The 19,626-nt window shown below is 34.2% G+C and carries 14 protein-coding genes; 6 read left to right on the top strand and 8 right to left on the bottom strand.

Going from position 1 to position 19,626, the window contains the following annotated elements:
- Positions 1–10: 10 nt before the first annotated feature.
- A complete protein-coding gene (locus VB776_RS12360; protein WP_323330048.1) occupies positions 11–3,655 on the bottom strand; it encodes a metallophosphoesterase in 3,645 nt (1,214 codons plus the stop codon).
- A 120-nt stretch (positions 3,656–3,775) separates the two neighbouring features.
- Entirely contained in the window at positions 3,776–4,627 is an 852-nt protein-coding gene (locus tag VB776_RS12355) for an SdiA-regulated domain-containing protein (RefSeq protein ID WP_323330046.1), read from the bottom strand.
- Positions 4,628–4,657: 30 nt separating this feature from the next.
- On the opposite strand from VB776_RS12355, the gene VB776_RS12350 reads away from it, so the two are divergent.
- A complete protein-coding gene (locus tag VB776_RS12350; protein WP_323330044.1) occupies positions 4,658–5,872 on the top strand; it encodes a Pycsar system effector family protein in 1,215 nt (404 codons plus the stop codon).
- Here VB776_RS12350 and VB776_RS12345 read toward each other — a convergent pair.
- Positions 5,865–6,149, bottom strand: a complete 285-nt coding sequence (locus VB776_RS12345) for a SelT/SelW/SelH family protein (RefSeq protein ID WP_323330042.1) — start codon at positions 6,147–6,149, stop codon at positions 5,865–5,867. The two genes, VB776_RS12350 and VB776_RS12345, sit on opposite strands and share 8 nt — an antisense overlap.
- A gap of 160 nt (positions 6,150–6,309) precedes the next feature.
- A complete protein-coding gene (locus tag VB776_RS12340) occupies positions 6,310–8,511 on the bottom strand; it encodes a DUF5916 domain-containing protein (protein ID WP_323330040.1) in 2,202 nt (733 codons plus the stop codon).
- A gap of 235 nt (positions 8,512–8,746) precedes the next feature.
- Here VB776_RS12340 and VB776_RS12335 point away from each other — a divergent pair, with 235 nt between their 5' ends.
- Both VB776_RS12335 and VB776_RS12330 read left to right on the top strand, forming a co-directional pair.
- Entirely contained in the window at positions 8,747–10,162 is a 1,416-nt protein-coding gene (locus VB776_RS12335; RefSeq protein WP_323330038.1) for an APC family permease, read from the top strand.
- A gap of 228 nt (positions 10,163–10,390) precedes the next feature.
- Positions 10,391–11,620, top strand: coding sequence for a multidrug effflux MFS transporter (locus tag VB776_RS12330; protein ID WP_323330036.1), 1,230 nt, complete (start codon positions 10,391–10,393; stop codon positions 11,618–11,620).
- A gap of 55 nt (positions 11,621–11,675) precedes the next feature.
- On the opposite strand, the gene VB776_RS12325 is transcribed toward VB776_RS12330, so the two are convergent.
- Complete coding sequence (locus VB776_RS12325; protein ID WP_323330034.1) at positions 11,676–12,893, bottom strand: bifunctional 3,4-dihydroxy-2-butanone-4-phosphate synthase/GTP cyclohydrolase II; 1,218 nt, start codon at positions 12,891–12,893, stop codon at positions 11,676–11,678.
- Positions 12,894–13,257: 364 nt separating this feature from the next.
- On the opposite strand from VB776_RS12325, the gene VB776_RS12320 reads away from it, so the two are divergent.
- The 3 genes from VB776_RS12320 (at position 13,258) to gldA (ending at position 16,709) form a co-directional block, all read left to right on the top strand.
- Entirely contained in the window at positions 13,258–15,471 is a 2,214-nt protein-coding gene (locus VB776_RS12320; RefSeq protein ID WP_323330032.1) for a T9SS type B sorting domain-containing protein, read from the top strand.
- 113 nt (positions 15,472–15,584) lie between these two features.
- Positions 15,585–15,923 carry a YbaB/EbfC family nucleoid-associated protein gene (locus VB776_RS12315; protein ID WP_323330030.1) on the top strand — a complete coding sequence of 113 codons (339 nt, stop codon included), beginning with the start codon at positions 15,585–15,587 and terminating at the stop codon, positions 15,921–15,923.
- Between the two features lie 75 nt (positions 15,924–15,998).
- The gene (gene gldA / locus VB776_RS12310; protein ID WP_323330028.1) at positions 15,999–16,709 is read left to right on the top strand and encodes a gliding motility-associated ABC transporter ATP-binding subunit GldA; all 711 of its coding nucleotides are present in this window, start codon (positions 15,999–16,001) and stop codon (positions 16,707–16,709) included.
- 9 nt (positions 16,710–16,718) lie between these two features.
- Here the strand turns inward: gldA and VB776_RS12305 are convergent, their stop codons facing one another.
- The 3 genes from VB776_RS12305 to VB776_RS12295 all read right to left on the bottom strand — a co-directional run bounded on the left by VB776_RS12305 (position 16,719) and on the right by VB776_RS12295 (position 19,455).
- A complete protein-coding gene (locus tag VB776_RS12305; RefSeq protein ID WP_323330026.1) occupies positions 16,719–17,321 on the bottom strand; it encodes a methyltransferase family protein in 603 nt (200 codons plus the stop codon).
- 26 nt (positions 17,322–17,347) lie between these two features.
- The gene (locus VB776_RS12300) at positions 17,348–18,073 is read right to left on the bottom strand and encodes a lipoprotein signal peptidase (RefSeq protein WP_323330024.1); all 726 of its coding nucleotides are present in this window, start codon (positions 18,071–18,073) and stop codon (positions 17,348–17,350) included.
- 167 nt (positions 18,074–18,240) lie between these two features.
- The gene (locus VB776_RS12295; protein ID WP_323260202.1) at positions 18,241–19,455 is read right to left on the bottom strand and encodes a proline dehydrogenase family protein; all 1,215 of its coding nucleotides are present in this window, start codon (positions 19,453–19,455) and stop codon (positions 18,241–18,243) included.
- Between the last annotated feature and the right edge of the window lie 171 nt (positions 19,456–19,626).

Here is a 19,626-nt window from a genome sequence, read left to right as displayed (position 1 = left end):
CCTTTTGTTTTTAGAAAAATAATCCCGCTTTTACTGAAAATAAATTACTTTCTTCGGTTATTCCGTACATGCCCGTAATCACAACCATGTTGAACGGAGCAACCCAAACACCCGCCCCATAGCCATGATGCCATTTCTCTGAATTTTCGTTTGGATTCCATACTCTACCAACATCATTGAATGCAAGTACGCCTGCGTAAGCTGGAAATAAGTATGATTTGATGTTGATAACTTTCAAACGAATTTCTGTATTATTATAAAAAGACGATTTTCCTGAAAAACGAGTACGTCTGTAACCTCTGATATTACTTAAACCTCCTAAAGAATTGGCTTGATATAATTCATAATCTGCAAGGTTCATCCCGCCACCGAAACGTGTCGCTAAACTAACAACCGCTGGTAATTTGAACGTATAATAAAACGATAAATCCGTTTTTAAATTTGCATATTTATTTTCAGTAACGTCGTTTGCACCTCTTTGTAAAGTAGCATCAAAATTCCATAAAATACCTCTTGTTGGGAAAATGATGTTATCTCTATTATCAAGAACAAATCCAGTTTTTAAACCAATAAAAAACTTGTCTTGGTAAATTTCATCACCATTTGGAACTAACTTCGTGAATTCATGAATAAACCGTTTTGGATTTTCTTTGATATGCCATTCGTTTTTGACAGCTCCATAATACAAAGTCAATTTATTAAATCGGCTTTTGAAAAGTGCAGTAATCTCTTCGTTTTCATACTGAATTCTGTAATAATCAATGCCTTTTTCTTGTTTGTATTCAGATTCATTACTCAAACCAAAAAAGTTATCAACCAAACCGCCTTGCTGAATATTAGCTTTTAGCTCAAAATCTGTTTTTCCGATTACATCCATAAATTCGCCTTTGTAGAAAATATTATATGAATTTGTCCCGAAAGCATAATTCCCAGAAATACTGTGTTGTGAAGCGAATGGGTCTTTTCTAAAGCCTTGGCGAGTCCACTGTAAACCTGTTCCGATAAAAATTCCATCATCGACATTGAAGGCAAAAGACGCAAGTGGTGCTATTCTGTCATATTTAAAAGCTTCACGATTGTAATCATTTACGGTCTTTTTCTTACTTGTTAAATCTTTGGCTTCACTTCCTAAATATAAACTTGTGTTGTCTTTTTTATCATAAATAAGCGTCTTTTTACCGAAACCAGCCACTTCTGAAGAATCGCTAAAAATATCTTTCCCTTTTCCACCTATCAAACGTACTTTGATGCCTCTGTTGGCTTTTCCCAAAATTTGAAAATTGTCTTCGCCGTCTAATCCCCAAATTCTAATTTCTTTGGTGATTTTGGGTTCAAAAGTTCTTTCATAAAGTACTCTTCCTATTTCTCCATTTTTCTTTTGGTCGTAAACACTTACTTTGGTTTCGCCATTTTCTAGTCTATTGACAAAGAAAAACTCGTCTTTATCACTTCCTAAAATATCAACTTCTTTACTTAAAAATTCATAAAGTTCTTTAGAATAAGTAGTTAAATCATTACGACGTTGTTTTAGTTTTTTAGCAATAATGGCAGAATGTTCTGGGAAATTTGGAAAATGGCTCACGGCTGAATCAATGACAGAATCGCTGATTTTCAGTTGTAATTCAGTTGCCATTGAAAGCCAATCTTTTTCTGAAGATTGTGTCAAAAACGAGCGGTCGAAGTATCGGGCATTGAATGCCAAACCAGCTACATCACGGATTTTATAATCGAACCCTTGAATTTTAGGCAAAATCCATTTTCTGGAAATAATGGTTGGTAAAAGCCCTTGATTGACAAAAAAAGCTTGATCTCGGTCACGTGGAATTGGTCTATAAGTAAGTCCTTTGTCGTTTTTATTTTCAAAACCAGCCCAACGCCATTGGTCTTCGTGGCGGTCCCAGTCGCCAATCAACATATCCAATAATCTGGCTCTGATTACTTCTTTTTCATCAATATTGTTATGATTATCTTCTGCGAGTTTTTCAACAACTTTTTGTGTACTCTGAATTTTTTTAGAACCACCAAAACTACCTTCTGGTCTTTCTTCAAACAGTGCTAATTGATTGGTGAAAAGGCGTTTGTAATTTCCTAAAACATTACTTTCTGGAATAATTACTAAGGAAGGATTCGTGTGTAAAACTCCAGCCGCTTCTGCTAAATGCGAAGCCACCAACGCAGCAAATGGATGTGAAGCAGAAATTTGATCAGAGACAATATCAGTTGTAAACTTACTTCTAATAGCATCTGGAACGGCTCTTTCAGGATATTTTTCTACTGAACGAGTAACGAATTGTTCGCCTTTTGGATTTTGATAACGTAAAGAAAGTGTTTGATAACCTCCGCCTCTTTGAATTACTTTCAAACCGCCTTGTTCTTGTTCAAAATCAATCGTTTTGGGTTTGATGGCTGTCGTCCAAATATCACGATAGTTTTTTCCAAGTAAAAAACTTTTTAGTTTTCCCGCTTTATAAAGTGGATTAGGAACAATTCCTTCTGTTTGTATTTTGGCAGTTTGTAAATCTTTTGGGTCAATAGCATTGGTATTCAGTAATATTTCAGTGCAGTAAAGTTCTTTGCCATTTTCTCCATCGCCACTTAAAAAAGTAAGTACTGTTTTGTTATCGAAGAAATCTAAACGAGCAAAACCAACTTGTGAACTCGCAAATTTTGAATCTTTGCCCATTTTCACAGGCGTATTTTTTGAACCAGCCCCAGAAGTAATATAATTGATAGAATCTCTTTGAATCAATTGCAAATTATGTTCGTGACCATTGGCATAAATAACATTTTTATATTGCTTAAAAATTCCGACCAATCCATCACGCATTTGCTTGTATTTTGGATGCGGAATGTCTTGAATATCACCAATTAAGGTTCTGTATAAAGGGTAAATTGAGCCAAGAACTGGCAAAGGAATGTTTACATTTAATTCGTGAAAAGGTAAAAGATGATCTGCTAGAGTGAAATATCCACCATGAGACCCGTGCGAATACATGGGATGATGCCCCATCACAATTACTTTTTTATGACGATTTCTGTCTAAAATATCATTCACACTCACAAGCATTTCCTCTAATGATTTTACTTCACAGTCAGATTCTGCTTCTGGTTTTTTCCAAGGATGAAGCCACCATTGGGTATCTAAAATAACAGCGGTTACTTGGTCATTTAGTGCTACTTCGTGTGGGGTTGGACAGCCACCTTTAGGAAAAAACACATCTTCTCTTTTCAAAAAATCAGAAACAAATTTTTCTTGATTTTGAATATATTCCCAACCTTTTTTTCCGCCTTGTTGCCAATCGTGATTTCCCGGAATGATAAATGGTTTTCCTTCATAATCTTTTAAAATTGATAATTGGTCAGCTAAACGAGTAGAATCATTTTTTCGATTGGGTTCATCAAGATTACTTAAACCTTTTGGGTAAACATTATCGCCCAAAAAAACAACAGAAGAATTTTTTCCTGCTTTTTGCATTTGTCTTTTTAATGGCGTTAGTACTTGGTTGGTGTCAGCTTTGGGTGGTTCGCCAGCGTCGCCAATTAAAAAGATAGAGTAATTGGGAGTGGTTTGACTATAGCCCAATGTTGCATTCCCCAAGATGGTAAGCAATATACTAAAGCCTGTAACGATGTGCTGTTTGAGAGCTGTCTTCATATATTTTTTGGTTGATAAAGATTGAGGTTTAGTAATGGACTTGTTAATAGTTATGAATTGTGAATTATAAATTATGAGTTGTCCAACATTTGATTTAATGTCTCAACTGTTTCACTGTTACTATTTTTTATAATCAAATTTCAAAATATAGCCATCGCCACCATCGCCTTCTGATGAAATAAATAGATTTCCATCAGGAGTAAAACAAATGCCTTCTGGTTGTTTGTAAAGTGATGGACTCAAATCTACTAAAGCTTCTTTAGCTCCGTCTTTTGATAAAATCAAGAGTTTCTTTCCTTGTGAAGCAATAATAAAAACTTGCTGAGTAATTGGATGAACAGCAATTCCTGAAGGTCTGAACATTTTTTTGCCATCTTTCCCTACTAATTTTTCTTCTGGAATGGCAATAGATTTAAACAATACTTTTCTGTTGAAATCGTAAGCGTAAATCATTTTTTTATTATCAACATCTTTTACTCTTTGCTTGGCAGCTAATAGTAAATTTCCAGTTTTGGGGTCATATCCAAGTCCTTCGTATTCAATTACGTCTGGGTCGCTACAATCAATTTCTCTTTCAAAAGCTTCTCCAATTTTAAAGCTCTTAATTATGCCATTGCTTTTCAGTATAAATACTTCATTTCCAATTACTTCTACACCTTCATAGTCGCCTTTTTTGCCGAAGGGAATTGTCTGTAAAATTTCTTTTTTAACAAAGTCGAAAATAAAAACTTTACCTTCTTCGTCATTAATGCAAGCCAATTGATTATTTTTATAAAATGACAGTCCAGAAATTTCTTGAAGACTACTCGGTAAGGTGATTTTTTCAATAGGATTTTCAAAATTATATTGAAGCTTAAATGCCTCAGCATCTTCTTGTTTGATGTCTTTTTCTTGGTGTTTGTTTTTACTTTCACAAGAAAAGAACGACAATGGAACGAAAGTTAGTAGAATTAAAGTTTTGGAAGAGATCATTACGCTTTTTATTTAATGTTATAAGTTATTATGCAAACGGAATTGCTCATAAAGGTACAAGAATATGCTGAAGGAATTTTAAAGAAATTACCTACGGAATTGATTTATCATAATTTGGGACATACCCAACATGTGGTAAAAGTTTCGGAGGAAATTGGTAAAGCTTCTGACCTTTCAGATAAAGCGTTGGAAACGATTCTGATTGCTGCTTGGTTACATGACATCGGTTATCAAGAAGGATGTATCAAACATGAGGATAGAAGTAAACTTATGGCGAAAACGTTTTTGGAAGGCTTAGAAGTTCCAGAAAAGCGTATAAACAAAGTTTTGGGCTGCATTGAGGCAACGAAAATGCCTCAAAATCCAAAGAATGAAAAAGAGATGATTCTTTGTGATGCCGATTTATCACATTTGGCTTCACCTGATTTTATGAATTATTCGGAAGCTTTGAGAGTAGAATTTTGCACCATCTTACAAAGTATTGGCGAAAAAAAATGGTGGGAATCGACAGTAGAATTAATTCAAAATCATCATTATTTTACAGAATATGCCCGAGAACATTTTGAAGTTTCCAAACAAGAAAATTTGAAAAAAGGTATATTGAAATTGGCTGAATTTCAGGGAGAAAGTAATTTTGAAATTCCCATTCCAACTATTTCAGAGACTCACGAAAGTAAGTTTGACAAGAAAGTCAGAAAAGAAATAGAAAAAATAAAAAAGCCAGAACGTGGAATAGAGACGATGTTCAGAACGACTTCCTCAAACCATTTTCAATTATCAGCCATGGCAGATAACAAGGCAAATATTATGATTTCGGTGAATTCAATTATTATTTCTTTGGTACTCAGTGTTTTGGCTAGAAAGTTAGAAGAATGGCCCAATTTAATTTTGCCAACCGCCTTATTAACTATTGTTTGCCTTGTAGCAACGATTTTTGCCATTTTGGCTGTTCGTCCTAATGTTACTTCTGGAAAATTTTCTAGGGAAGATATTGAAGGGAAAAGTGCCAATTTACTTTTCTTTGGTAATTTTCACCAAATGGAATTGAAAGATTATGAATGGGGAATGCGTGAAATGATGAATGATTCAGATTTTTTGTATGCCAGCATGACTCGAGATATTTATTATCTTGGTAAAGTATTAGGCATAAAATATAAATATCTGAGGGTCTCTTACACAGTTTTTATGTTTGGTTTTGCAGCATCGGTTTTATCATTTGCTATTGCAATGTATTTTTTTAAATAGCTTTTTTATCAGAATGCCCCAAACTTTTTTCTGGACAAACAAGGTCTCGAACAATTTGTTTGAGTTCCTTGGCTTCAGGAAAATGTCCTTCTCTTTTTCTATCGAAAATTACTTCATTTTCTAAGAAAACTTGAAAACGCCCAGATACTTCGCTTGGGCGTAAACTTACTTCTCCTAATTCTTCAACAAAAGTTGTCAGTAATTCCTGTGCCATCCAAGCTGAACGCATCAACCAATTACATTTTGGACAGTATTCTATGGTAATTTTGGGTTTCATTTTTAAGAGGATATCGGTCGTCGGCTTTCAGCTTTCTGACTTCATATTTGGATTAAAAAATTGTGTTAGTCTGCGTATCAATCAGCGAAAAAACTGCGAGTAAAATTAGCTTTCAATAATCATTTATCTGAAAGCCGACGACCGAAAGCCGATAGCTTTTTTACAAATGCCACCAATAAGTAAATTTCAATACAATTGCTCTGTTTTTAATGTTCAAACTTCCTGGAATATAATTGTCGGTATAAACCAAAAATATATCTGAGGCAGGTTTGTAACGCCATTGTACACGACTATTAATGTTTACGTTTTGTACCTGTTCGTTATACTGTATAAAAGTTGTCCAGAATAATTTGTTGGTAAAAGTAATATCAATTTTTGGACTAACCAGCCAGAAATTTGTTTTCACAATTTTATCAGCTTGGTCTTTCACAGGAATTTTTATATCACTAATATCAACATAATTAATATTGGCAGATAAACTGACATAAGGTTGGAAACGATAACCAAAATCACTTGAAATACTGAGTAATTTTCCATCGCCAAAGTAACTTCCATAACTTCCTGTAAAACCAAAAGTATATCTTTTTCTTGGTGTAGATAAATAATTAAGATTAAAAGAACTAAAATGATGTTCGCTACCGATGGCTAATTTATCATCACTTCCTTTATTGGTTGGGTCGAAAGGACGTGGTAGTTTGATATAATTTGTTTCATAATAAGCAGTTAAACTACTTCTATCTTTCATGGAAACTAAGTAATAATATTGACGTTGAAAGTCTGTCAGTACTTTTTCAGTATTCCAATAAGTATTGGAAGTGAAAGCGGGAGCATGATATTGAACGATACTTCCCTTCTGTTTCGGGTAAAAATTATACTGTAATGGCATAGCAATTTTATGATACCCAACACGAGGAACATAGCCAATTTCAGGATTATAATTGCTTCCAACATATTCATATTGAATACTTCCAGAAAAATTCAATCCGTTATGATATACATTAAATGCACTCACAAAATCATCCCCTTTTGTATTTGGGCTGTATGATTTTAAGTACATGGCTTTACCAGTCCACAAATTACTTGCCGAAGCTAAATTGTATTCAAAACCAAAGTTTCGGTTGTACTGATTAAAGCCTTTATTGATAACTTCGTCATAATTAAGCGATTGCTTATTTAAAAGCATCATGCTGATGTTTGAGCGACTAAATACTTTTTGTTGAAGTACTAAAGCCGAAAAGTTTTGACTGGGACGATTATCCAAATCACTTGTTCCAGTTTGGATATTCATCGCACCGATTCTGAGGTTATTATTGATTTTTCCGCTCAATCTTGCTCCATAATTAATGGGTACTCCTAAACCAATTCTTCTTGAAAAAAAAGGGCGAATACTGCTCAAACCAAAATTGTTGAAGAGATCGGCATTTTCTAAAAAGAATTGTCTTCGTTCTGGAAAGAATAATTCAAATCGACTTAAATTGGTTACTTGCTTATCGACATCTACTTGAGAAAAATCTGGATTGACCGTTAAATCTAAATTTAAGGCTGATGAAACAGCGATTTTAGCATCTAAGCCAACATCTTTTCTGATACTTGTCGCTGAACCGTCTTGAAAATTTTTACTTGTTCCACCCAAAGCATAAGGAATGATTGAAATATTACTTTTAGGAGTAGGAGGAGGGGTTTCCCAATTCATCGTTCCAGTATAAGCAAGTGTGATACTGAAGTATTGTCTTGGAATTCTAGCCCAAGTAGATTTCTCGCCAGATTTTAAATCTAATCTACTGAAATTCATTCCCCATTTGGTTACTCCAGCTTTGTATCGAAGCGTTTTAAAAGGAATCGCTGCTTCAAAAATCCAGCGGTCGCCTAAGTACTTAGTTTCTGAAAACCATTTATTGTCCCAATTGGCATTCAAATTAGTTCCTTCAGAAATGATTCCGTCAAATTGTGCGCCCGCAGCATTTACTCCAAATACAAAACCGTTAGTTAAATCATTGAAAGGTTCAAGGATGAACCAGAAGTTATCATTATTCCCAAAGCTGAAATCTCTTTTTAAAGATTCAACGACAAAACCTTTATTTTTAATTTTTTCGTGACAAACGGCACTGATATACAGAAAATTGTCATCATAAGTAAGGCGTACTTCAGTGGGTGCTAAACTTTGTGAAGTATCCATTGGTGTCATCATCCAAAAGTCTTTGGCAATATCTGTTTTACTCCAAGCTTCATCATCAAGAATACCGTCAATTTTGATTTTTGTATCTGTTTTTTTGATATTGAACTGAAAGGATTCGTTAATCTTTTGAGAAAAAGATGAAATAGAAATAAGGATTATGGATAATAAAAGTAAAAGTTTGTTCATAGCAAATGGTTCAACATATTGATTCTTGTGCGAAGATACCCATAATCTTTTCGATTCATTGAATAATGAAAGGGGAGGTTTTCCTGTCCTGATTCACCAGACAAACAAACCTTGTGATTCATTACTTTTTGTGTACATTATCAGCATCTTTTAATGACTAGTGCCTGCTTTTTTGTAATTCTTGCAATCATTGACTAATTTGTATAGAATTGTCAATCCTTTAAAACCACATCAAATGAAGTCAACTCCTCCTAATCAAGGAAAATTAGTTCGCTCTATTGGACTTACCTCAGCCGTAGTACTCATCATCAGTTCTGTTATTGGTACAGGAGTATTCAAGAAAGTAGCTCCGATGTCAGCCGCATTAGAATCTCCTTCCTTAGTATTAATTGCATGGCTCGTGGCAGGCTTGATTAGTTTAGCTGGCACACTTTCCAATGCAGAAGTAGCCAGTATGTTAGCAGATTCAGGAGGAGAATTTGTTTATTTTCGAAAAATCTACAACCGTTTTTTTGCTTTTCTATTTGGATGGACCAACTTCGCTGTGATTCGTACCGCATCCATTGCTTCGATTGCTTATGTGTTTTCACAATCTTTAAACAGTGTTTTCCCATTTCCGACTACAGCTTCTTCATTGGCTGAAATAAATTTTATAGGATTACATCCTTTCGATAACCTCAGCGTAAAATTAGTAGCCATCGCTTTAATTATATTTTTAACCTATTTCAATTACAAAGGATTGAAATTAGGCGAAAACCTCAGCAGAGTATTAACGGCTTTGATGATTACCGTAATGCTGTTGATTGTTATTTTAGCTTTGCTGTCAAACTACGGAAGTTTAGAAAATATTACGATGAATAGCGTTCGTTACAATGCAGATGAAATGTCGGGAGCGACGCTCTTTAAAGCTTTGGCTTTAGCTTGTTTGAGTGCTTTTTGGGGTTACGAAGGTTGGGCAAGTGTTGGTTTTATTGGTGGAGAAATGAAAAATCCACAAAGAAATTTACCTTTAGCTTTAATCATAGGCACATTAATCATCATGGCTTTGTACATGTCGATGAATTTTGTGTATCTGTACATTTTACCAATTGATGATTTTATTCAAATTTATGAATCAAAAAATGGAATTGCTGCTGTGGCTGTGGTGAGTCACTTTTTAGGCTCTTGGGGTGGAATTCTGATTTCAGGATTGATTTTAGTGGCTACTTTCAACTGTGCAAGTACTACTATTTTATTAGCGTCAAGGCTTTTTTATGCGATGGCGAATGATAAAATGTTTTTCAAAAGTGTAGATTATATTCATCCAGATTATAATACACCATCCAGAGCTTTGTTTATTCAAGCAATTTGGACTTCCCTCTTGGTGTTGTCTGGAACATTCGACCAACTGACGGATATGCTGATTTTTGCTGCCTTTATATTTTATGGAGCAACAGCTTTTGGCGTGTTTGTTTTACGTAAAAAAATGCCAGAAGCACATCGCCCTTACAGAGTAATTGGTTATCCTATTGTTCCAGCTATTTTTGTACTTTTTTGTGTTATTTTAATTGTGAATACTTTAATTGAAAAACCAGTCGAAGCACTTAGTGGTTTAGGCTTGATGGCAACAGGCTTACCTTTTTATTATTATTGGACTAAGAAAAAAGAGTAATTTTGTGTAAATGATAATCAAAAAAGAGGCTGTCCAATAATATATTTGAGACAGCCTCTTTTTTGATTATCATGAATACTAAAAATCCTTTTGTATCAAAATAATACATTAAGTGATTGAATGGTAAAGTAAACCAAATCTTCTTTGTAATTTTGGAACTTAATTGGCTGTTAGACGATTAACTATTAGCTTGAAAAACAGCGATTTTATTATTCCAATTTATTTAAGATGTCAAAAAAAACTTACTATTCTCTTATTCTAATACTTGGTAGCTTAACGGCATTAGCACCTTTTTCAATTGATATGTATTTGCCTGGTTTTCCAGCCATTGCCCAAGATTTGAATACAAGTGCTGCCAAAGTATCGCTTACATTATCTGGTTTTTTTATTGGAATTTCAGCAGGACAATTACTTTATGGCCCGTTATTAGACCATTTTGGTAGAAAGAAACCTTTATACTTCGGTCTTTCCTTGTATATATTAGCCTCAATTGCTTGTATTTGGGTGAAAGATATTGATAGCTTAATTGTACTCAGATTCATCGAAGCCATCGGTGCTTGTGCCGCTACGGTTGCCTCAGTCGCTATGGTACGTGACCTTTTTCCTGTACAAGACAGTGCTAAAGTATTTTCATTATTGATGTTAGTTTTGGGCGTTTCTCCAATGATTGCCCCAACAGTTGGTGGAATTGTTACAGCTACTTTTGGTTGGCAAGCAGTTTTTATTATCTTAACTGTAATCGGTATTTTATTGCTATTATCAGTAATACTTTGGCTTCCCAACAGCTATAAACCTGATCCATCACACTCTTTAAAGCCAGAGCCTATCATTCGTGATTTTATTTCTGTAATTATTGAACCACAATTTTATACTTATGCGTTAACTGGGGCAATTTCTTTTGCGGGTTTATTTGCTTACGTTTCGGGTTCGCCAATGATTTTTATGAATGTTTTTAAAGTAAGCGAACAGGTTTACGGATGGATATTTGCCTTTTTATCAATTGGATTCATTGGTGCAAGTCAGTTAAATAATATTGTACTTCGTAGATTTAAGAGTGAACAAATTATTCAAGTAGCACTCAGAACACAAGTATTGGTCGGTTTTATCTTCTTAGTTGCTTCTTATAATGACTGGCTCAATCTTGGCATTACGCTTTTCTTACTTTTCCTCTTTCTTTCTTGTATTGGTTTTGCCAATCCAAACATGGCGGCACTTTCTTTAGCACCTTTTTCAAAAAATGCAGGAACAGCATCAGCCTTGATGGGAGCAATTCAAATGGGAATGGGTTCTTTGATTTCGGTTGTAATCAGTATGTTTGATGAACCATCAACTTTACCAATGGTTGCCGCAATGGCAGGTTCGGCATTAATTGCTAACCTAGTTTATTTATTAGGAAAAAGAACAATTACCGAGACTGTTGAAATTGGAGAAAATGCAGAAGCTGGATTAGTGCATTAATATTTAGAATAGTAAAAAATTAGGGCTTAGTTTGTTGAAAACTAAGCCCTAATTTTTATTTATGTCTCATAATAGTATGACCCATTTTATCTCTTTTGGTTTTGAGATAATTCTCATTATGAGGATTCGAGTCAATTTCAATAGGTACTGTTTCTACAATTTCTAAACCATAACCCAATAATGCTGCTCTTTTCTTTGGATTATTTGAAATCAATCGGATTTTGCTTAAACCTAAATCCCTTAAAATAGAAGCACCTACTCCATAATCTCTTTGATCCATTTTGAAACCTAATTCAAGATTCGCTTCCACTGTATCACGACCCATTTCTTGCAATTTATAGGCTTTTAGTTTGTTGATTAAACCAATGCCTCTTCCTTCTTGAAACATGTATAAAATTACGCCTTTACCTTCTTCTTCAACGATTTCCATGGCACGATGCAATTGCTCACCACAGTCACAACGACAAGAACCAAAAATATCACCCGTAATACATGAACTATGAACACGTACTAAAACAGGTTCATCTTTTTCCCAAGTACCTTTTACTAAAGCTAAATGCGTTTCACCAGTATTGATTTGCTTGAAAGCAATTAAATCAAAATGACCAAACTCTGTTGGTAAATCAACACCAATTTCACGTTTGATTAAACTTTCATGCTTTAATCGATACTCTACTAAATCTTTTATTGTTACTAATTTCAAATCAAATTTATCAGCAATTGCTCTTAAATCTGGTAAACGTGCCATCGTTCCATCTTCGTTCAATACTTCAATCAATACACCAGAAGGCTTGAAACCTGCCAATTTAGCAAAATCCATTGCCGCTTCGGTATGTCCAGTTCTGCGAAGTACTCCTTCTGTTCTTGCTTTCAGCGGGAAGATATGTCCGGGTCTTCCTAAATCTTCTGGCTTAGTCTTTTCATCTACTAAAGCCTGAATCGTTTTAGAGCGGTCATGTGCTGAAATACCTGTTGTACAGCCATTTCCCAATAAATCTACAGAGACGGTAAAAGGTGTTTCGTGCGTAGCCGTATTTGAACCAACCATCATGGTTAAATCCAATTCTTTGCAGCGGTCTTCAGTGAGTGTAACACACATCAAACCACGTCCTTCACGAATCATAAAATTGGCTAATTCTGGAGTCATTGCTTCAGAAGCACAAATCATGTCTCCTTCGTTTTCACGGTCTTCATCGTCGGCAACGATGATAATTTGTCCTTGGCGAATTGCTTCAATCGCCTCTTCGATACTATCTAATTTTATCTTTGACATTGTTTTCTTGGTAAAATCTTGAATCTAGGCTCAGAGGTTGCTTTGTTATTACAATTCACTTGTATTTTTATAACCTCAAAGGTACGATTTTTTGTTCCGTTGCGTTAAAGATTAAAGCTACAGATGGTAAAAATTATGCAATAAATTTGTTTGTCAAGCCAATTTTCAATGGCTTAATTCACCATCTTTCTATCTGTTATTAACTGTTCTAGTAGGTTTTCTGTCGTAATTTGCCAGAACAAACTAGAAAATATTCCTAATTCCAATATCTTAAAAAGTTTATAGCACAATTTTTGCGTATAGTATTGAAGAAATTTACTTTGTATAAATGAATATGATTTTTAATAAAATTGCAAAAATATTGATGATTCAGCTTGTAATGATACTGATGTCTGCCAATGTTTATGCTCAATGTAAAAATAAAGCTGAACCACCCGGAACACTACCTGGAGAATTCAGTATCAATGGAGCTAAAGTACAAGTGCTAGGTGATGGTGATGGTAATAGTACTGCTTCTAATAATATTCCAGTTAAAATTTGTGAAGGAGAGACTGTAACTTTAAAAAATACAATTACTGCTACCAGTACAAATGGTGTTAGTTATTGGTTGATGCCAGTGGCTCAATATAATTCCTTGTCTGTTCCACCTTCAACGCCAAGTACTGCTAGTGCTAGTTATAATACAATCGGTGGAGATGCTTCAATTACAATAAGCACTTCATCGTCTTGGTACACAGGGCCAGGTGTTTATGTAATTACACAAGGAGATAATTCAGGAAATGGAACGACAAATGATTATCATCATGCTTGCCAAGTCATTGAAATTATTAAGCCAAGTACTCCAGTTGCTACTTATAGTGTTTGTGCTGGCAATTTAATTAGGTTGAAATTGGAGGCTGACCCAAACAATAATTACGAAGAATATGATGTGACATTTTCTGCTGTTGGAAGTTTATTTAACCCTACTTTTAATGTAAAGCCTATATCATATCCACAAACTGTATCTAGTGGACCTATTCCTGGTAATTTTGACAGAATAATTACTATTGTAGGACAATCTAAAACAGGAACTTGCCCAGCTCCAATCTATACTTCTCCGTCTATTTCAATGACTGGAAATACGATAGCACGTCCTTTAATTTCTTCAATTACTGGTACTGCTACTCCAAGTGAATTTGAAATGGCTGTTTTTGCCCAAAATAATATTCAGCGGAAAGTATTTATGAGAGACGCACTGTCAGCTCCTAACTATGACTATTCAAATCCTGTATCAAATTATACTTCTACTTCAACGACTACATTTGATAAAGTTAAAGTAATTGTACCAAATGCTAACAGACAATACTGCTTTAGAACTGAGGCGGTTGACGCCAATTGTCCTATAACAACAAATGTTAACCTTGCTAATTTAAGCAGTGAAGAGGTTTGTACTACACCAGCAAATTTAGCGATGGTCAACAATGCCGTTCAGGTTTCTTGGTTAAGAGCTTTAACAAATGTCACTGGAGGAGTCTATAACGACTACCGTGTTGAAAGATTATTGACTGACGGAGTAACAATTGATAAATTTTTTCCAGCAATTAATAATATTTCAACGCTTACGCTTACCGACGATGATGTTGTTTGTGGGAAAGATTATATCTACAGAGTCATTACTAATTATGGACAAAAATCAACTTCTCAACTCTTGAAAATTAAAGCTACTTCAACTAAACCGCTTGCTAAAATTGCCAACGTTTTCGCTGATGTTCAAGCAATAAATAATTTAATCAACGTCAAGGGATTTTTTGAATCTGGTACAGGTGAACCAACGCCGACAGAAATGCTTTCATATCAGTTTTATCGGGCTAATACTCCTAATGGTTCTTATCAATTATTGCAATCCACAGCACCTACAATTAATGCAATAAATGATGTAAATGCCGATATTAATAAACAATCTTACTGTTATTATATGACTTGGAAGGATTTGTGTGACAGGGAATCTGAGCCATCTGAAAAAGTTTGTAGTATTTTCTTATCATCATCTGTTTCAGTCATTAACTGGACGCCAGAATCATCATTTTCGATAGCAACTGATTTTTATCGGATTAATAAAATTGACCCAATTACCTTACAAGTAATAAAACCCTTGGCTGATAACCTGAAAAATACTTATGCTTTTAACACACAAGGTTTGTCGGATAGCGAAGGACAAGAAATATATCTTCAGATTGAAGCTAAACCCACTACGGGAAGTATTAGCCAAAATACTCATTCTAACATTGTAAGAATTTATCGACCATCACTTTTACTGAGTCCAGATGCTTTTTCGCCAAATAATGATGGTGTGAATGATTCATTCATTGTTTACGGAAGATTCATCAAAAAATTAAAAATGAATATTTATGATCGTTGGGGAAATCCTGTTTTTTATGATGAAACCGACGATTATCCTAATAATACACAATTGGGTTGGAATGGTACTTTACAAAATGGTGAAAAAGCTTTGCAAGGAATGTATGTTTACAAATTGCAAGTAGAAGATTATACAGGACAGATGATTACTAAGGAAGGAACATTATTTTTGACTTACTAGAAAATAAATTTTTCAAAAAGAAAACTCATGGGCAACATGAGTTTTCTTTTTTGTGTTAAATGAATAGTGTTGTAACTTGCAAAGAAAATTTATTACCAAAAAATACGAAGATTATGTTTGATATGATGGGAATGCTTGGGAAAGTGAAAGACCTTCAAGCAAAAATGAAAGAGGCTCAAGAATCATTAGTTTCAATCGTTGAGACTGGCGAAGCAGGAGCAGGGATGGTAATTGCTACGGTAAATGGTAAAAAACAAATCTTGAAAATTGAAATTGACGAAGACTTACTTAAACCGTCTGATCGTGAAGTTTTACAGGATCTAATTGTGGCTGCTACCAATAATGCAATGGAAAATATTGAAGATAAAATAAAAGATCATCTTCAAAAAGCTACTCAAGGTTTGATGCCTAATATTCCGGGAATGGATTTAGGAAGTATGTTTGGACAATAATTGTTGCAAACAAATGATTCAGGAATAGAGCTTTAATTCATTCCTGAATTTAATCATATTCTTACCTTTCAATTTATGTCTTTAAAAATTCAGAATTTAGTGAAGATTTATGGTACACAAAGTGCTGTAAATGATATTTCTTTTGAAGTAAATCAGGGCGAAATCGTTGGCTTTTTAGGCCCAAATGGTGCTGGAAAATCCACAACGATGAAAATCGCTACTTGTTATCTTGCTGCTACTTCAGGAAAAGTAGAAGTATGTGGCTACGATGTACAGCAAGATGCGATGGAAGTACGAAAAAATATCGGCTATCTGCCAGAACACAATCCTTTATATTTAGAAATGTATGTAAAGGAATTTCTGGAATTTGTGGGTGGACTTTACCAGATAAAAGGGCAAAAACTGCAAAATAGAATTGCTGAAGTAATTGAATTGGTTGGACTTACGCTTGAACAAAAAAAGAAAATAGGTCAATTGTCAAAAGGTTATCGCCAACGTGTTGGTTTGGCACAAGCGCTTATTCATGACCCTAAAGTACTGATTTTAGATGAACCTACTACTGGACTTGACCCCAATCAATTAGCTGAAATTAGAGGCGTTATTAGAAATGTAGGAAAAGAAAAAACGGTTGTTTTTTCAACGCATATCATGCAGGAAGTAGAAGCTATTTGTGATAGAGTAGTAATCATTAATCACGGAAAAATCGTAAACGATAGCTCGCTTTCAGCCTTGAAAACTTCTGGAAAAACAATGGAAGAAGTTTTCAGAAATCTTACCAATCATTAAGTGATGGGTTTATTTTCCATCACTTATTTTAGGAATTAACATTGGTACTTCCTTTTGATATTTTTCATATTGTTTCCCAAATTCCTTCACTAATCTTTTTTCTTCAAAATGAATGCCAATCCTGATATAAAAAGTTAAGCTGATTGCTGTAACTAAGTGCAAGGATGTTCCGAAAAAGCCGAAAGCTCCCCACAAAAAAATCAATATTCCCAAATAAAGTGGATGGCGCACGATGGATGATAATTCATCTTTAATTAATAATTCCTGTTTCTTTTTGGTCGAATCTTTTAGGGCATCCGTTCCTAAAAACTCAGATAAATCATATTGTTTTAAAGCAGAAAAGCCAAGAAATATTCCTGAACCCATCATTAATCCCCCTAAAATTTGATTCATGATTGATTGTTCTAACAATAAATCTGTTGGAGAATCAAGTTGGAATTTAATAATTGGCAATATTAATACAACTGCTAAAGTGTTATAAATTAGTCGATAATAAATAGAAAATCTTCCCAAAACTGATTTGAGAAGATTTTTAAAACTTTCAGTGGCAGTTAAACTATGGAAAACACCATAAACTATCCAAAGTATTGATAATATAATTTCTGATTTCATTTTATACTCAAACAAAATTTTATTTGTTATTCTTGAGGTTTACTTTCTGATTCTTCTGTTGTTTCTTCCTGTAAATCGGTATCAATATTTTCAGTATTTTCAATTGTACTTACTTCATTGTCATTATTAGCGTCATTTTCAGATTCCGTAATTTCGTTTTTGGCTTTTGGTTCTTCAAAGAATTTATTCTGGAAAATCAAAATTGTTACAACACCACAAAAAATCGAGGCATCAGCAAAATTAAAAATTGGTGTTGAATACCAAGTTCCACCCCAAATAGGTAACCAATCAGGCAACCAACCTTGATAAATATCAAAAAAGAACATATCAATTACTTGCCCATGAAACCAAGGAGTAGGAGAGTCTAAAGGGGCATTATGGAAAATGATTCCATAAAAAGTACTGTCAACCACATTACCAATGGCTCCACCTAAAATGGCGGCAATACTCCACAACAAACCTACATGAGCTTTTTTGCGTGCCAATGATACCAAGTAAGCGCCAATTCCAAACATCGCCACTATTCTAAACAAACTTAAAACTATTTTGCCGTAGGGTTTAGGAATAAATTCGAGGGTCATCCCAAATGCCATTCCTTTGTTTAATACATAATGCAACTTGAATAAATTACCAATGATTGGTACTTCATTACCTTCATATTGCAAATATTTATGAACAGCTACTTTAATAATTTGATCAATAACAATAAGCAAAAAGGTAAGCCAAAAGTATTTATATGGGGAACGAAACATATTGAATTTGAGCGATTGGTTGGAAAAACTGATATAGATTGTTGGATTTTAATGAAAATGATAATCTTCGCAAGTTACAAAATAAAAGTCACAAAGTCAGAAACACTTATGTTAACTGTCTTTGTGACGAAATATTTAATCTAAAAGTATAATAGCGTCAAATAATATTATTTTTTGTGAAAAGCTAGTCTTTTTCTTCTCACAATTTCACGTTTGATTAAAGTAAATTCTCTACTTGCTTGTCCAGAAACAGAAGTATTTTCATCTGCACGGCGGAACAAATAAGGCATTACAGCTTCTACTGGGCCATAAGGAACATATTTTGCTACATTATAGCCAGCTTTTGAAAGGTTGTAAGAAATATTATCCGACATCCCCAAAAGTTGAGCGAAGTAGAAGTGTTTGTCGGCTGGAGCTATTTGATTTTTTTGCATTAAATCAACCAAATGTTTACAACTAAATTCGTTATGAGTACCTACACAAAGCGAAATAATATTTCTGTTTTCTACACAAAAATCAACGCCTAAATTATAGTCGTGATCGGTTGCTGCTTTTGTTTCATGAACAGGTTCACAATAATTTTCTTCGTGTGAGCGCTGGCGTTCTTTTTCCATGTAAGCACCTCTTACCAATTTTACACCTAAAAGGAAATTACTTTCACGAGCATGCTGCGTAGCATCTTTCAAATTTTGTAACATATCTTTACGATACATCTGGAAAGTATTATAAACAATACAAACCTCTTGGTTGTATTTTTCCATCATGCCATAAGTAAGGGTGTCGATAGTATCTTGAATCCAAGATTCTTCTGCATCAACAAATATTCTTACTTTCAAAGCATGAGCTCTTCCGCAAAGGATGTTCATTCTTTCTCTTACTCTTTCGAAAGCGGCTTTGTCATCATTGTCTAATTCTTCCTCATTCTGGATTTTTTCAAGTAAATCCATACTTGCAATACCTGTTACCTTAAATACTGCGAAAGGGATAGAAATGTTCTCGTTGGCTTTTTCAATGGTTAGCAATACTTCTTGGGTAGTTTTGTCAAAACTTTTTTCATTGTCTTCGCCCTCTACAGAATAGTCTAATATTGTGCCAATATGAGATTTGTCCAAATTTTCTATTGTCTTATTGCATTCATGCAAAGTTTCCCCACCACAAAACTGTTCAAACACAGTAACTTTTATGAGTTTTTTTATGGGAAAATGAAGAAAAATAAAGAGTTTGATAAAAAAAGTCCCTAACTTTACGAGCCAATTCTGGTTCATACTTGCGAAGATTAAATAAATCTTCTTCAATTGTAAATTAGATTTTGAAGAAAAAGCGATTGAAGTATCTTCAAAACTAACTTTTGTGGACTCCTTAAGGGTTGATGTGGCTGGCATTTTGGTCATGTTACAGACGAATAATCGTATATAAATTAAAACTGAATGATAATTTATTGATTGATAATCAGTTTAATATGATTTAGAGCGTCGTCAGTTGTTTTACTAAAACGTGCAAATATAGCATATTAGAATAATACAAAAACAAATTTTATCGGATTAAATTTTTTA

Source organism: Arcicella gelida (genome assembly GCF_034931025.1).
Classification (GTDB): Bacteria; Bacteroidota; Bacteroidia; order Cytophagales; family Spirosomataceae; genus Arcicella; species Arcicella gelida.
Note: the sequence above shows the minus strand (reverse complement) of the source record. Positions and strands in the feature narration are given on the sequence as shown.

What these genes read in the sequence shown, in the direction of transcription:
- VB776_RS12360 (WP_323330048.1), bottom strand. Translation starts at nt 3,655, where the DNA reads ATGAAGACAGCTCTCAAACAGCACATCGTTACAGGCTTTAGTATATTG.
- VB776_RS12355 (WP_323330046.1), bottom strand. Translation starts at nt 4,627, where the DNA reads ATGATCTCTTCCAAAACTTTAATTCTACTAACTTTCGTTCCATTGTCG.
- VB776_RS12350 (WP_323330044.1), top strand. Translation starts at nt 4,658, where the DNA reads ATGCAAACGGAATTGCTCATAAAGGTACAAGAATATGCTGAAGGAATT.
- VB776_RS12345 (WP_323330042.1), bottom strand. Translation starts at nt 6,149, where the DNA reads ATGAAACCCAAAATTACCATAGAATACTGTCCAAAATGTAATTGGTTG.
- VB776_RS12340 (WP_323330040.1), bottom strand. Translation starts at nt 8,511, where the DNA reads ATGAACAAACTTTTACTTTTATTATCCATAATCCTTATTTCTATTTCA.
- VB776_RS12335 (WP_323330038.1), top strand. Translation starts at nt 8,747, where the DNA reads ATGAAGTCAACTCCTCCTAATCAAGGAAAATTAGTTCGCTCTATTGGA.
- VB776_RS12330 (WP_323330036.1), top strand. Translation starts at nt 10,391, where the DNA reads ATGTCAAAAAAAACTTACTATTCTCTTATTCTAATACTTGGTAGCTTA.
- VB776_RS12325 (WP_323330034.1), bottom strand. Translation starts at nt 12,893, where the DNA reads ATGTCAAAGATAAAATTAGATAGTATCGAAGAGGCGATTGAAGCAATT.
- VB776_RS12320 (WP_323330032.1), top strand. Translation starts at nt 13,258, where the DNA reads ATGATTCAGCTTGTAATGATACTGATGTCTGCCAATGTTTATGCTCAA.
- VB776_RS12315 (WP_323330030.1), top strand. Translation starts at nt 15,585, where the DNA reads ATGTTTGATATGATGGGAATGCTTGGGAAAGTGAAAGACCTTCAAGCA.
- gldA (WP_323330028.1), top strand. Translation starts at nt 15,999, where the DNA reads ATGTCTTTAAAAATTCAGAATTTAGTGAAGATTTATGGTACACAAAGT.
- VB776_RS12305 (WP_323330026.1), bottom strand. Translation starts at nt 17,321, where the DNA reads ATGAAATCAGAAATTATATTATCAATACTTTGGATAGTTTATGGTGTT.
- VB776_RS12300 (WP_323330024.1), bottom strand. Translation starts at nt 18,073, where the DNA reads ATGTTTCGTTCCCCATATAAATACTTTTGGCTTACCTTTTTGCTTATT.
- VB776_RS12295 (WP_323260202.1), bottom strand. Translation starts at nt 19,455, where the DNA reads ATGCCAGCCACATCAACCCTTAAGGAGTCCACAAAAGTTAGTTTTGAA.